At 38.0% G+C, this 14,443-nt stretch carries 12 protein-coding genes; 9 read left to right on the top strand and 3 right to left on the bottom strand.

What is annotated here, in order from left to right:
* Positions 1-51 precede the first annotated feature (51 nt).
* The 6 genes from ACFPYN_RS14710 (at position 52) to ACFPYN_RS14685 (ending at position 6,635) form a co-directional block, all read left to right on the top strand.
* Positions 52-729, top strand: a complete 678-nt coding sequence (locus tag ACFPYN_RS14710; protein ID WP_377735215.1) for a response regulator transcription factor — start codon at positions 52-54, stop codon at positions 727-729.
* Positions 729-2,177: a sensor histidine kinase gene (locus ACFPYN_RS14705; RefSeq protein ID WP_377735214.1), complete on the top strand. Its 1,449-nt coding sequence runs from the start codon at positions 729-731 to the stop codon at positions 2,175-2,177. The genes ACFPYN_RS14710 and ACFPYN_RS14705 overlap by 1 nt, the downstream gene beginning before the upstream one ends.
* Positions 2,161-2,727, top strand: a complete 567-nt coding sequence (locus ACFPYN_RS14700) for an SCO family protein (protein ID WP_377735212.1) — start codon at positions 2,161-2,163, stop codon at positions 2,725-2,727. Before ACFPYN_RS14705 ends, ACFPYN_RS14700 begins: the two co-directional genes overlap by 17 nt.
* Positions 2,728-2,867: 140 nt before the next feature.
* Positions 2,868-4,295, top strand: a complete 1,428-nt coding sequence (locus ACFPYN_RS14695) for a bifunctional metallophosphatase/5'-nucleotidase (RefSeq protein ID WP_377735211.1) — start codon at positions 2,868-2,870, stop codon at positions 4,293-4,295.
* Positions 4,296-4,486: 191 nt separating this feature from the next.
* A complete protein-coding gene (locus ACFPYN_RS14690) occupies positions 4,487-6,322 on the top strand; it encodes a DNA ligase D (RefSeq protein WP_377735210.1) in 1,836 nt (611 codons plus the stop codon).
* Between the two features lie 85 nt (positions 6,323-6,407).
* On the top strand, positions 6,408-6,635 hold the full coding sequence (locus ACFPYN_RS14685) for a hypothetical protein (RefSeq protein WP_377735209.1): 228 nt from the start codon (positions 6,408-6,410) through the stop codon (positions 6,633-6,635).
* Positions 6,636-6,950: 315 nt separating this feature from the next.
* Here the strand turns inward: ACFPYN_RS14685 and ACFPYN_RS14680 are convergent, their stop codons facing one another.
* From ACFPYN_RS14680 to ACFPYN_RS14670, 3 genes are all read right to left on the bottom strand, one after another.
* Entirely contained in the window at positions 6,951-7,715 is a 765-nt protein-coding gene (locus ACFPYN_RS14680; protein ID WP_377735208.1) for a cytochrome c oxidase assembly protein, read from the bottom strand.
* 25 nt (positions 7,716-7,740) lie between these two features.
* Positions 7,741-8,259, bottom strand: a complete 519-nt coding sequence (locus tag ACFPYN_RS14675; RefSeq protein ID WP_377735207.1) for a DUF2243 domain-containing protein — start codon at positions 8,257-8,259, stop codon at positions 7,741-7,743.
* 196 nt (positions 8,260-8,455) lie between these two features.
* Positions 8,456-9,718: a S8 family serine peptidase gene (locus tag ACFPYN_RS14670; protein WP_377735206.1), complete on the bottom strand. Its 1,263-nt coding sequence runs from the start codon at positions 9,716-9,718 to the stop codon at positions 8,456-8,458.
* 391 nt (positions 9,719-10,109) lie between these two features.
* Here ACFPYN_RS14670 and ACFPYN_RS14665 point away from each other — a divergent pair, with 391 nt between their 5' ends.
* The 3 genes from ACFPYN_RS14665 to ACFPYN_RS14655 all read left to right on the top strand — a co-directional run bounded on the left by ACFPYN_RS14665 (position 10,110) and on the right by ACFPYN_RS14655 (position 14,422).
* Complete coding sequence (locus ACFPYN_RS14665; protein ID WP_377735205.1) at positions 10,110-11,336, top strand: helix-turn-helix domain-containing protein; 1,227 nt, start codon at positions 10,110-10,112, stop codon at positions 11,334-11,336.
* A 12-nt stretch (positions 11,337-11,348) separates the two neighbouring features.
* Positions 11,349-11,489 carry a hypothetical protein gene (locus ACFPYN_RS14660; protein WP_377735887.1) on the top strand — a complete coding sequence of 47 codons (141 nt, stop codon included), beginning with the start codon at positions 11,349-11,351 and terminating at the stop codon, positions 11,487-11,489.
* A 260-nt stretch (positions 11,490-11,749) separates the two neighbouring features.
* Positions 11,750-14,422: a PAS domain S-box protein gene (locus tag ACFPYN_RS14655; RefSeq protein WP_377735204.1), complete on the top strand. Its 2,673-nt coding sequence runs from the start codon at positions 11,750-11,752 to the stop codon at positions 14,420-14,422.
* The last annotated feature ends 21 nt before the right edge of the window (positions 14,423-14,443 follow it).

The following is a 14,443-nucleotide window of genomic DNA, read 5'->3' as shown; positions in this document are numbered from 1 at the left end:
TGATAGAGAAAATAACACCTCGGGGTATAGATTCGGAATGGAGGAGCAGACATGAGTTTAGCGACGATTCTTGTTGTTGATGATGAACCAGAAATGAGACGATTGATTCGATCGTTTTTGGTTGCTGAGGGCTATAGCGTCATTGAAGCAACAAACGGCATGGATGCTCTTGATATCTTTAAGAAAACAGCCATAGATCTTATGCTGCTTGATGTGATGATGCCATACGTAAATGGCTATACTGTCACACAAGAAGTGCGAAAAACGTCAAACATGCCGATTATTTTCCTTTCGGCACGTGGAGACGAGTGGGATAAGGTAAAAGGACTACGTTTTGGTGCAGATGATTACTTGGTTAAACCATTCCATTCGGGCGAACTCATTGCACGGATTGAAACTGTTTTGCGAAGAAGCATTCAATCTGCACATAAAAACATCCTGTTAAAAGCAGGGCCAATTATCATTGACGAAACGAACCATGAAGTCTATCTTGAGGGCACAAATATTTTGTTAACACGCAAAGAATTTAGCCTCCTGTCTTTATTGGTCGCCAATCAGAACAAATTATTAACACGGACTTTATTGATGGAAACCGTTTGGGGATTGGAATATAGCGGTACAGAACGCACTGTGGATACGCATATTAAAACGCTGAGATTAAAATTGCATACTGCTGGTTCTTTCATTAAAACGGTTCGCGGACTCGGCTATAAACTTGAGGTGACTTAATGAAAAAGGCGAAGGTGAATTTTAATCAGAAAATCATCTTGCTGTTTATCGGTACCATTGCTTTTTCGGTTGCTTTTTCCTTCCTGTTCCTTCACTTTTTGTACAAAGATCTGTATCTCGATACGATTCGCGAATCAGTAAAATTTCAAGGAGAACAAACAGCAGCGCATTATCATTACGGGGAATTATCAGATGAAATCATTGAAAAAATTCAATGGTATAACATTGTTTCTGAATATGAAGTCATTGTGGTCAATGAGCTCGAAGAATTAAATACATCCTTCCCTTATGCAATCGGTAAGGAGTCTTTGGTTACCACACAAGATATGGATAAATTACTCTCAGGACAATCACTTATGAAAGAAGGCTATGTCGAACATTTTCAAAAGGAAGTCATTGGTGCGATTTATCCGATTGTCGATGGAGAAAAAGCCATTGGGTTTATTTTCATTTACGTTCCATTGGCAGGGCTTTCGCAAGTTTTTGGCAATAGCATTCCAATTTTGATCACGATTGGCACCTTATTCTTTCTATTAGCGAGTTGGCTGTTGAATCGCATTCGAAAAGCCCTTTTCCAACCTCTTCTTGCCATACAGGATTTCTCCAAAGAGGTTTCCAAAGGCCACTATGACAATCGTTTAACGATTAAGCAAATGGATGAAATTGGTCAAATGGCACAAGCTTTTAATGATATGAGTGAAGCACTAGAGAACCAGGATGAAAGAAAACGCGATTTTGTTGCCAATATGGTCCATGAAATGCGTACGCCTTTGACTTATATCAATGGCTATACCGAAGTATTGCAAAAACAACTCGATAAAACACCTGATGAAACACAGGATTATTTGCAAACCATTCAAAACGAAGTCAGTCGCATGAAAAAATTGCTTGCAGATTTAGTGGAATTGAACTATTTGCAAGAAGATTTATTTCACTTTGAAAAAAATCCGATTGTCGTTGCACAACTTATCTTTGATACTTGTGATTTATTTCGAATCCATGGGAAAAATCGTAGAATCGAATTCCACTTACATGTAGACGAAGAGTTGATTGTATTTAACGATGAAAAGCGTTTGCAGCAAATTTTTTACAACGTTATCGATAATGCCGTGAAATACTCGAATGAGAACTCGATTATTCGTATAGAACTAGTTCAAGATCATCAAGACTTGTTGTTTACTGTAAACAACCAAGGGAACCCGATTTCCCAAGATGAAATTAATCGTATAGGCGAACGCTTTTTCCGTACGGATCAAGCACGGAACCGTCAAACTGGTGGGACAGGACTAGGTCTATCCATTGTCAAAGAAATTATTAGGATTCAAAAAGGAACATTTCTAATGACCAGTTCACAGATGGGTGATATTAGTGTGAAAATCCATCTGCCCATTGAATTGAAACAAGGTACTTTCAAAGGGGAGGATCATATTCATGCAGCAACGGACTAAATGGCTGGTCATTGTGTTGATTGGAAGTGTCTGGTTCCTCAACGCTTGCTCTACATTACAAAAAGAAAGTCCAACGATTTCCCCTTTTACTTTTACCGATCAACAAGGTGAAGCGTTTGGCTCTGATGAATTAGAAGGCAGATTGTGGGTTGCTAACTTTATTTTCACGGAATGCGATACTGTATGCCCTCCCATGACTACAAAAATGGCTGATCTTCAAGAAGCTATTCAGGAGGAACAACTGGATGTGGAATTGGTTTCGTTCAGCGTGGACCCACAAGTTGATACACCCGAAAAACTAAAATCTTATTTGCTTCAATTTACTGATGATGATTCCAATTGGCATTTACTTAACGGCTACTCCCAACAAGAAATTGAACAATTTGCGGTGGATGAATTTCAAACATTAGTAAATAAACCGCAAGACAGTACCCAAGTTCTTCATGGTGTTAATTTTTATGTGATAAATGAAAATGGAGTCGTGATAGATGACTTTAGTTTCTCTGATCCTGAGTTAGTTGATAAAATCCTGCAGTCTCTCAATAAATGAGAGCATATGCGGGATTTTTTTGCAAAAATGACAAGATTATGTTTTTTATATAGGGGTGAGGGTATGCAATAAATAAAGATAGTTGTTTAATCATTCTCAAAAGAGACTATTGGATGCCCATTATCGATTGGAGGAAAACCATGAAAGAAATATCTATTATTCAACAAAATGATACGCATGGTGCCATTGAATCACATAAAGAGTTTTTTTGGAATGGCAACTCTCCGTCTCTGAGTACAGTTGGAGGGCTTGCACGTATTAGTCAATATGTAAAACAGCTGAAATCATCTGGAAAACACGTGCTCTTTTTTGATGGAGGTGACCTATTTCATGGGACTGCCCCATTGGTTTCTTCTCAGGGCACAGCACTACTTGAGGTATTAAATGAGATGCCACTAGATGCTTGGGTTCCTGGCAATTGGGATTTTGCTTATGGGAAAAGTGCATTGACTCATTTGGCCGCATCTGTTTCTTTTGAGACACTTGCCTGCAATATAACCGATACCGAAACCGGTGCTTCTCTGTTTAAGCCTTATATGATAAAAGAAATTAATGGATTAAAAATTGGGGTCATAGGTTTGACCTATCCTTACGTCGACCAGACGATGCCCGCTTCTTTCTCAGAGGGTCTTGCTTTCTCACTAGGCATTGAAGAAGTAAAGCAGGCAGTCGCCAATTTGCAAGGAACTGTTGACCTTATTATGCTCAATAGCCATATGGGTCTTCCCCTTGACATTCAATTGGTTAAAGACGTATCAGGTATCGATTTAATTTTGAGCGGACATTCCCATGATCGAGTTAGAAAACCACTAAAAGTGAATGACACACTGATTTTCCAATCTGGGTCGAGTAGTTCTTTTGTCGGCCGAATTGACTTGAAAATTTCAGGAGGAAAAATAAAGGATTATACTCATAAGCTGATTACACTTAACACTTCCTTTGTAGAAGATCCCATCGTTCTAGAAAAAGTGAACGCTCTGCTATTGCCATTTGAAGAAATGCGTAGGACTCAAGTGGGTGTTAGCCACTCTCTTCTACATCGCATGACTTTACATGAGGCCCCAATGGATCGATTGATTACTGATGCCTACCTAACTCACTTTGGAGCAGATCTCTCATTCTCACACGGCTGGCGCTATGGTACCCCAATTTCACCAGGAACCATAAGCCTATATGATTTGCACACCATCATTCCAACAAATCCAAAGCTGTTCGAAATCGAACTCTCTGGTCAGATGTTGCGAAAGGTCTTGGAAAAAAACCTACAGCAAGTGTTCGCAGCTAACCCTTATGAACAAAAAGGAGGCTACATCCTCCGTTCTTCTGGGCTCGACCTGATTTTTAAACCCTACAATCCGGAAGGTGAACGTATCCAGGAACTGTTCGTCAAAGGAAAAGAAGTGAGTGCAACAAACACATTTAAAGTAATTGGTGGCGGTGAACAATTATTTAAAAACCTTGAATCCAAAAAGCATTATCACAATCTCCATGCCATTGATGTAATTCAAGAGTTTTTAGAGCGACAGCCTTTTGAAACAGATCATCAATCTCACATCATCAGTGTGTAAAACTGACATTTATTTTTTCATTATAGGTTATCCGTTAGCCGATACTCCAATCGACTAATAGATAGCCTTTTTTATTTTTCGATAAAAGATCATACTTACTTTTTCATTTTATGCAGTGATTTGACCATTTTCATGTATTAGAAATGGGGAATAATCAAAAGCTACAACAAAAAGCGAGAGTAGGTAAACAATTGAAACCGATGCTTTTAACTGTTGCAACAGATATCCCTAAAGGCAAAGAGTGGCTGTATGAAGCCAAGTATGATGGTTTTCGTTGCCTATTGGAGTGGCAAGAAAATGGTGCGGTCTTGAAGAGCAGGAACGGAAAAGTCCTTAGTGAACAATTCCCAGAAATCATTCGCTTTTGTGAGGACCTTCATAATCAAATTCGTCCGTTTTTACCCTTAACTTTGGACGGGGAACTTGTTTATTTAATCAATAATGTTCAAAGTAATTTTTCCAGCGTCCAACTACGAGGACGCATGCGAACGCCAAGCGTTATTTTGAACCATGCCAAAGAATTCCCCTGTCATTTTGTTGCCTTCGATCTTTTGACAAGCAAAGGAGAAAGTCACACCGACCTTACATATACAAAACGTAAGCAACAACTAAAAAAGCTCTTTCAAAAAATGGCATTTCCTATATCAATTAACTATGAAGACAACCATAGAATTCAAGCAATTGATGTATACGAGAAAAGCGACGATTTATGGAAGGAAATTACCGGTAATAATGGAGAAGGTATTATCGCCAAACAAAAAACAAGCCTCTGGCATAGTGATAAACGTAGTCTCCACTGGTTAAAAATCAAAAACTGGCGATATGTCACTGTTATCCTTACGAAATATGATAAAAGTAATGGCTTTTTTCATGGTGCGATCTATCAAAATGAGGCACTAATTGAAGTGGTGACTTTTCGCCACGGTCTTAAAGAAGATGAGTTACAAACTTTAGTTCTGTTGTTTCAGTCCAATGGTTTGAAGACGAGTGAAAATATTTGGGAGCTGGAACCTTCTATTTGTGTAGAAATTGCTTGTATTGATTTTGATGGAAAACATTTAAGAGAACCCCGATTCGATGCATTTAACTTCGACAAGGAACCAAGCGATTGTCACTGGCAACATATGCAAAGGCAACTCTTCCCTGTCCCAGAAATTATCCAAATTACACATCCTGAAAAGCCCATTTGGCCGGCCAGTTCTATCGAAAAAGACGATTATCTACTTTATTTACAGCATATCTCTCCTTTTATGCTCCCTTTTTTACGTGACCGTCTCCTGACGGTTATTCGTTATCCGCACGGTATGCTCGGCGAAAGTTTTTATCAAAAAAACGCACCTGACTACGTTCCTGATTTTGTGACCACTCAACAGGACGATGATATTCGCTACATACTGTGTAATGATGTTGAAACCCTACTATGGCTTGGGAATCAACTTGCGCTCGAATTCCATATTCCCTTTCAAACCATACACACCACCATGCCCACTGAAATCGTTTTTGACCTTGATCCTCCTTCAGTTCAGGAATTTTCTTTAGCAATTGAAGCTGCTTTGAGAATGAAAGCCATTTTCGACCAATTTGGACTTCCGTCTTTTGTGAAAACTTCAGGTGGCAAAGGCATCCAAGTATATATTCCTTTGGCCATGAACACCTTTTCTTATGAAGACACTCGCGTATTTACTAAGTTTGTTTGTGACTTTTTATGCGAACAAGAACCTCAATGGTTTACTACTGAGCGATTGAAAAAGAACCGCCATAGTAAATTGTATTTGGACTATGTACAACATCATGAAGGCAAAACAATAGTCGCTCCATATTCTCCGAGAGGAAATGAAAAGGGCCTTATTGCCACTCCACTCAATTGGGAAGAAGTAAATGATTCATTAAAGCCTGATTTATTTTCAATTCCAGCCGTTTTACAACGAATCAAAAGCCAAGGCAATCCATTTCGCAATTTCCGACTAGGTATTGAAGAACAGAAATTCCGTGATGTTCTGAATCAACTCCAACATGAAGAGACGTGAATAGTGAAAAAATATGCGGACATAATATGTAGAAGTAAAACCTGACTTGTATCAGGTTAGATTGGTTTGAAAGGATGAGAATTTAATGAAGAAAAAGGTTTTCACAGAAGAAGATCGTGAACTTGCAACTGGGATTTTTTCAGATAATCCAGACGGAGTAAAAACGGATAAAATAAGCTTATTCGATATGCACGAGGATATGAAAACCGTGGATATATTGATGGTTGATGAGTTAAATAAACAAGTAATCAATGATCCTGCTCGAAAAGTTACTAAAGATCCTGCCGCAAATGAAGAGATTCATCCGAACTAACTTATCTATAACACCCACTCCCGTAAACAGGAGTGGGTGTTTTGATTATAAGTGCTTATCGTGTTCGCTATGCGGAAGTTTTTTACTCAAAATATAAGTGGATAGAAGACGAAAATGCATCTTCGGTCGAACGAGATGAAGTGGTTTTTGAAATTTAGTTGTAATAATCGTATGTTTAGTTGTAAAAATGGGACATTTAGTTGTAATTTTTGATGATTTAGTTGTAAAAAACATGGTTTTAGTTGTAATAGTAAAATAATGTAAATACCAAATGAGTATCGCAGTTGTTTCTTTAGTTTTTCAATATCAATCGTATTATTTAGCATATCTTGGCATTAAGACCACACGCGGTCGCGTATTTTTGTACCATTGAAAACAAAAAATAAAGATGAGTACAAGCTCAATCGCATCTCCACCGTAGTACATAATTTGTCCGCCCATTTCAGCTTGGGCTGCCGAAATTCCATTAGGCGGATTTGCGTAAATATACTTGGATAAGACGCCATGGGCAGCAAATGCAAGAACTAGCACGATTGATCGGTACGTAAAGCTTAATCTGTGTGAAGTTGGTTCCATATAGATTATGGACATGGTGAAAAGATATCCCGCTAGGAACACATGAATGTGAACTAGTATATGAATAATCATGTTCTGTTGCATCAAGAGGTACAACTCTGTGGTATATAAGAGCCAAAGTCCTCCCACGTTCAAGCATGCTGCAAACAGTGGATTCGTAATGAGTAGAACCGGTAAACTTTTCAATACATGTGTTAAACGTCTAGCTAACCGAACAGGTAGTGTTCTCAGGATAAGTGTCATTGGTGTAGCTAATACCATAAGAAGTGGTGCCAACATGCCAAGAAGCACATGACCGACCATATGCGCTCTAAAATCGCTGTGAGCACGTTCCGCTAGCGGTCCAATGACGGCAAGTGACGCACAGAGAATACCAACAATCCACAATGCGCTTCGTATTAGTGGCCATTGTTTTTTATGTCGTTGGTTTGATACGACAACTGCAACACCATATAAAACCAAAGCTACTAGAAAAGGCATGACTAGTAAGAATTGAAAAATCACTTCATTACCACCTACATGACTATGACTATTCGCCATTTGACTTGGTATCTTCCGTTTGATATGAATGAAGTTTTACTCTACCGACCAGCAATACGCCAGCTAAAATCATAGCCAAGGCTGTCAGATTCCATATCATGTCGTAAGGTCGAATATCCACTCCGTAGCGTATTTGGTGCAATTCCCAAAGCTTATGTTGGATGGTCCCATCGAACAACTGGAAAGCCCCTCCCCCCAGAAATACACCTGCTAGCCACCTTTTGAACCAAAAAACATGTCTACGATGTAGGTCTGCTAATAGAAACGAAGAAGCTATGGTCGCAAACCAACTGAATGAATGGAACAACCCATCTGAAACTAGTCCAATGTCCGACGTAGATTTGTCGTAAAAATGATGCCAATGTAACAACTGATGAAATACAGCCTCATCGATAAAAGCGACTAAACCGAGTCCAAATAGAATTCCTGTCCATAGATTACGAGTCGCATACTTATGGCGATTGTTGTCATTTAAATTACTAGATGAATGAGTAGCTTCCGCTGTCATACTAATCTCCTTTGAAAACTTATTCTGAACGGATTTCGAAATCTTCAATGTCCATATTAATGGATAGAATCTACATCCTTATAATCGCCTTTCGCAACAAAATATATACAAGAAACCATTGTGCTTGTGCCTTGCCTTTTAAACAGAGAAAAAGCCCTCCATTAACTGGAGGGCTCCTTCAAATTGGTTCTATTTATTATTTCACTCGTGCAAAGCCAAAACCTGATGCATAGTCATCACCAGTTGTTGCACCGTAGCCGCCTTTAATATCGACTGCTTTTGCTTTAGTTTTAAGGTTAGCGCGTAATGTTGTGTGTGACCAGCTTGGGTTTGATGCCCACAGTTTTGCAGCAAGTCCAGCCACGTGTGGTGAAGCCATCGATGTACCGCTGATTGTGTTGTAGCCACCGTTATTCCAAGTAGAGTAAATGGCTGCGCCTGGTGCTGAGATTTCAACGTCACCTTGTTGGATGATATAGTCGCCATCAGTAGAAGCGTATCCGCGAGAAGAGAAGTCTGCAACGCGGTATGTACCGTTTTGCTGAACGTTTTCTAATGCAGCAACTGCTACTGCGTTAACTAGTGCGCCTGGATAGCCAATTGAACCTTGGTTTGGACCTTCGTTTCCTGCTGCTGCTACAACTAGAACGCCTTTGTTGTATGCATATGTGACTGCGCTTGAAATCAAGCTGTCATTTCCTGCAGAGCCAAGTGACATGTTGATAACTGTTTTTGTGCCAGTTGCCGTTGCTTGGTCCGCTGTGTGACGGATTGCTGCAGCGATATCGTCAGAGTAGCCTGAGCCGTTGTCGCCTAAAACTTTGTATGCCCAAAGGTCAGCTTGTGGAGCAACTCCGTAAATTCCAGCGCCGTCGCTTCCTCCGTCAGCAAGAGCCGATCCTGCTACGTGCGTACCGTGTCCATGTGCATCGTTACATGCGCCATTTACTGGTACTGTTACTTGTGTGAAGTCTTTACATTGCTCGACTGTGTTTGTTAGATCGTAGTGACCAGTGAAAACACCTGTATCAAGCACTGCGATATTGATACCTGCCCCACCAGAAGTTGTTGTCTGGCTGCTGTTATTATAAATGGCTTTGATGCCCCATGGTGTTTGATGTGTTGGATATTCAGCCGCTTGAATCTGGCTTTGTGTTGCACGGACTTCTGTATCAAGAGTAACTTCCTGAACTTTTGTTACTTTTACGTTTTTATTTTTTTGAAGCGCTGTAAATTGCTTTTCGCTCATTTCGGTTGAGAAACCATTTTCAGTGAGTTCCCATCTTGCTTTATACTGCCCTTTAAGTTCCTTTTTCGTTGATTGGTCCGTTGCCTCTACATATACACGGAATTTCTCCACACCATTATTGTTCTCTGGTGCAGCACTTGCTCCAACAGCAGGAATGGCTAGACTAGCAGTTAGCAACACACTCATTAAGATTTTCTTCGATCTTTTCATCTTGTTTGCTCCTTTTTGTCAAATGTATTTTTGGTTCTGAATCAAATCTATCACAGCCTGCTAGATTTGGTTATTGGGAAAATTACCGTTTTTTAGTTATTTAATTACATTATTTGTAAATTAATTAATACTGCTATTTTCCTATTTTAGCTGTTTCACATGCGTCAATATATCCCCTATAAGAGAATCATTTAGAGTCTTTTCAACTGTTTTTAGAAAATTTAGAAAAAAGAAAAGAAACATGTCCCACAATTAAGTTAAGATGAAAAGTAATTGATTCATCGCTAGAACGTATGTTTATAGGCTTTTTTAGTAAACCGCCGCTTTAATTATATTAATAGTTGGGAAAATTCTAATTTTAATAACTTTTAGTGAAAAAACTTGTTAGAGGGTGGATTATGTGAAAGCAGGCTCATTAATCAAGTACCATCGTACTAAAATGAAAATGACGCAGAGCCAGCTTGCAACTGGCATCTGTTCTGTTCCACACCTAAGTAAAATTGAAAGTAATAGTAAGGAAGCTAACGCTGAAACCATAAGACTTTTATTAAAACGGCTTGATATTAATATAGAAGATGTAGTGGATCGCGAAAAAAAGGTTTTCACATTATTACATCTACTCTATCAACATATTTACTATTTCGAAGTTGAGAAAGCGCAGAAAACCTTTCAGGAACTAGATGAATACAAGGAGATTATCGTTTTTACCCAACATATCTACTTATATGAACTATATAAATTACGATATTATCTCTTTGTTAAAGACCTTGTGAATGCTGACGATCAAATGCGCTTGCTTCTTTCACAAAAGCAAAATATTTCCCAATATGAGAAGTATTTACTTTCTTATTTCTCTGCGATATTGTTAATTTTGAGGGGGAAGTATGGAGAGGCTGATGAAAAGATTTCAACATTAATCCAAAGTAAATCGAGTAATAATTCGTTCGAAGGTGAAATCTATTACCACCTGGCCCTTGTCAAAGGGTATATGGGCGAATCAGGACACGCCATTTATTATGGGAAAAAAGCCATGGACTTGTTTAAAGATCACTTCAATTACAAACGAATGTTACATGTTCACATGTCATTAGCGATTAATTATACGCAAACCAAGATATATGATGAGGCTCTAGTGTGCTATGAACATCTCATTCGAAATATTGAAATGCTTCAAGAGTATGATCTTCTTCCACACATTTACCACAACATCGGAGATTTAAGGCATAAGATGGGCGATTACTCAATTGCTGTTGATTATTTTAAGAAAAGCTCAGTCATTTTCAATAAGGATTCTAAAGACTACTTGCTATGTTTGTACAATATTGCATTGTCAGAATTTAGACTAGAAAAATGGATAGAAAGTAGAGAGAGTTTCATCTTGATCAATACGGAAGCTCTGAAAATGAAAGTTACTCACTATCATCTTTACTCTTCATTTTATTTGTTACTTCTAAACAATAAAAAACAACAGGCAATGAAATTTTTAGAAGATAAAGTCATCCCATTTACAATGAAGACAGACGAACAAACAGAATACCATCAATACTTCTCAAATATTCTTGCAGAGTATTACAAAACTGAAGGAAAATATGAAAAAGCAGTTAAATTCATTTTATAAGGAGTGTTAAAATTGAAGAAATTCATTATTGTAGCGTTAATTATCAGCTTTTCATCTATAGGTGCTACGAGTGCAGAAGCAGCTAAAACAAATTCATTAGTGGTTACCCTCGAAGAAACGAATAGCGTACCCATTCATCCACCAGTGGGATGAATAAAGTTTTCGGTAAAGAGCCTTTAATCAATTGATTAAAGGCTTTTTCTTATTTTTTCAGAATAATAGTAGCTAACCTCGAAAAGTCCTCTTTCTTCCTTATAATAAGTACTAGAACATTCACACTATTTGATGTAGAATGTTCAAGTAGATGCTTATTTCTATTATTTACCAAGATTTATAGCTATTCTATGTTGAGCTTCGTATGGATCTCCTTAGGGAAACGTGGACTCGCAAAGAAGAAAGTAGGAAGAACTAGCTTGATAAAAGATTTAGCCTTACATATATCATTACTTATTTCGTATCTCTTTATCATTGGGCATTCGTCCAGATTCTTATTAAGAAGGAATGCTGCTAGTAATCTCACAAATAGTAAAATACAAGTTATGGCAGGGCTATCACTTGGTTTTTTAGGAATCATTCTTATCTATTTCGGGATACACCTTGATGAACATGTCATTATTGACCTCAAACACATTCCGATTATCATTGCTGCTACTTTTTTTGGCTTCCCTGCAGCTATTTTGTCATCCATACTCATTGCGTTAATGCGTGTATTCATCGATGGAGTTACCGAATTTTCTCTTTTCTCTGCTTTCATTGTCTTATTAATCGGTGTTGTTTCGGGTTTACTCTTTAAATTACCGATTAAACAACAAGTGAAAATGCTATCTCTCACTTTAATAAGTACTCTTCTAAGTTACATCACTTTTTATGTTAATCTGACCATTCTCTCAGATAATATGACTCAATTCACTCAAATTGCTTCTATCTATTGGGCGTTCGCCTTATTCGGGAGTATCTTCGCTTTTTATGTCGCGAAGTATATTTTTTGGAGCATTGAGTTATTTGTAGAACTTGAAAATACAAAACTCCGCCTTTCTTCTCTTATTTCAAACTTGAATTCCGGTGTAATTGTCGAAACGCCAAATCGTCGTATAGAAGTTGTTAATCAAAAATTTCATGACCTGTTCCGTATACCATTAAAAGAAAATCTAGTAGGATCGAATGCCGAAAACCTATTAATACATAAATCCCCTGTTGAATTTGTAAATCAACAACAGTTTCTCAATCGACTTCATGAGCTTGTGTACACCAAAGAAACGGTTTTAAATGAAGAGGTTTTGCTAGGCGACGGTCGAATTATTGAACTTGATTTTATCCCCATCATTTCATCTGACCAACGTCGTTTAGGCCATTTGTGGAACTTTCGAGATATAACAAACCGCAAAAATGATGAAAAAAGAACTGCCGATTCACAAGAAAACTATAAACGGTTGCTTGAACAGTATCAGTCTGTAATTGAAAATGTACAAGAAGTCATTTTCCAAACAGATAAAGAAGGAAACTGGACTTTCTTAAACAAATCTTGGACAGAAATCACTGGGTTTGATATAGAACAATCTATTGGTGTTTCATTTTCACACTTTGTCCATGCTGATGAACATAGTCGCATTAAACTGTGGTTTGAGTGTCTCATTCACGAACGAAATGATGATTACAAATGCGAAGTCCGTTACGTGACTGAAAGTGGGTCAACAAAATGGGTTGAGATGTTTGCTAAACTTACATTTAATCCACTAGGTGAGATTATGGGAACTTCAGGTACGCTATTTGATATTACAAATCGTAAACTTATGGAAATTAAAATACTCGAAAATGAACAGCTGTATAAATCCTTATTTCAACATAATCAAAGCCCAGCATATTTGTTGAATTCAAAAGGGCTTTTCACTGAAGTGAACGATGCCGCAGAATTGATGACTGGATATACAAGGGAAGAACTCGTGGGCACATCTTTTGCTCCCATAATCACCAAAAATTTTGTAGAGAATACAATTATTTATTTTAAGAGGACCCTTAAAGGTGAATCTTTGACATTTGAAACTGAAATTGAGAAAAGAGATGGCAATATTGTCAGATTAAATATCAATATCACACCTATTATCATTGATGACAAGATTACTGGTGTAATTGGTATGGCCTATGATATTACAAAAGTAAAAGTAGCAGAGAGAAAGCTAATTGAGAGTGAAAATAGGTATCGTAGCCTAATTGACCTTTCACCAGAAGTGATTTTTGTTCATAGCCGCAATCAAATTGAATTTATTAACCATAAAGTAGTTGAATTCATTGGTGCGAGGTGTAGTGACGATTTAATAGGAAAAACGGTTTTTGATTTCCTACATCCAGATGACCGGCGAATGGCTATTTCTAACATGGCATTAGGTTTTAAGGATGCAAGTCTATTACCCCAAAATAGTGAGATGCGATTTATTCGGTTTGATGGGAAAGTGGTCATTGCAAACGTGGGGGCTACCGTCATTGAATATAATGGAAAGCCTGCAATTATGGGAGTTATTCATGATATTACAGAGAAAAAAGAGATTGAAAAACAATTACTCGAAGCGAATGACATGTTGCAAAAAGTCTCTAATTCAGATGGTTTGACTGGAATCCCTAATAGACGCTCCTATGATGAGAAATTGCGACAACAATGGGAAATTGCTCTAAGCAATAACGAAGCAATTTCATTATTGATGATAGACATCGATTATTTTAAAATGTACAACGATGCTTATGGACATCAACAAGGTGACTATTGCTTACAACTAGTTGCGAAATCACTGCAACAAACCTTAGAGGAATCAGGTCATTTTGTGGCAAGATACGGTGGTGAAGAGTTTTCAGTGATTCTACGTGGTTGTGATAAAACGTGCACATTCCAAGTAGCAGAAACACTTCGGACGAATATTGAAGCACTCAAAATCCCACACGTGCAGTCATCAATTGGACCCTTCCTTACCATCAGTATTGGAACGGCCCGATTCCATCCTAGTTCTGGTGTGTCCGTAAATGATTTAATGAAGTATGCCGATCAAGCATTATATGAAACAAAGAGAAATGGGCGGAATACGATACGCAGTAATTAATAGCAAAAAACCTTTTCTATA

The organism is Paenisporosarcina macmurdoensis (assembly GCF_042658845.1).
GTDB lineage: Bacteria > Bacillota > Bacilli > Bacillales_A > Planococcaceae > Paenisporosarcina > Paenisporosarcina macmurdoensis.
This window is presented reverse-complemented; position numbering and strand designations above follow the sequence as displayed.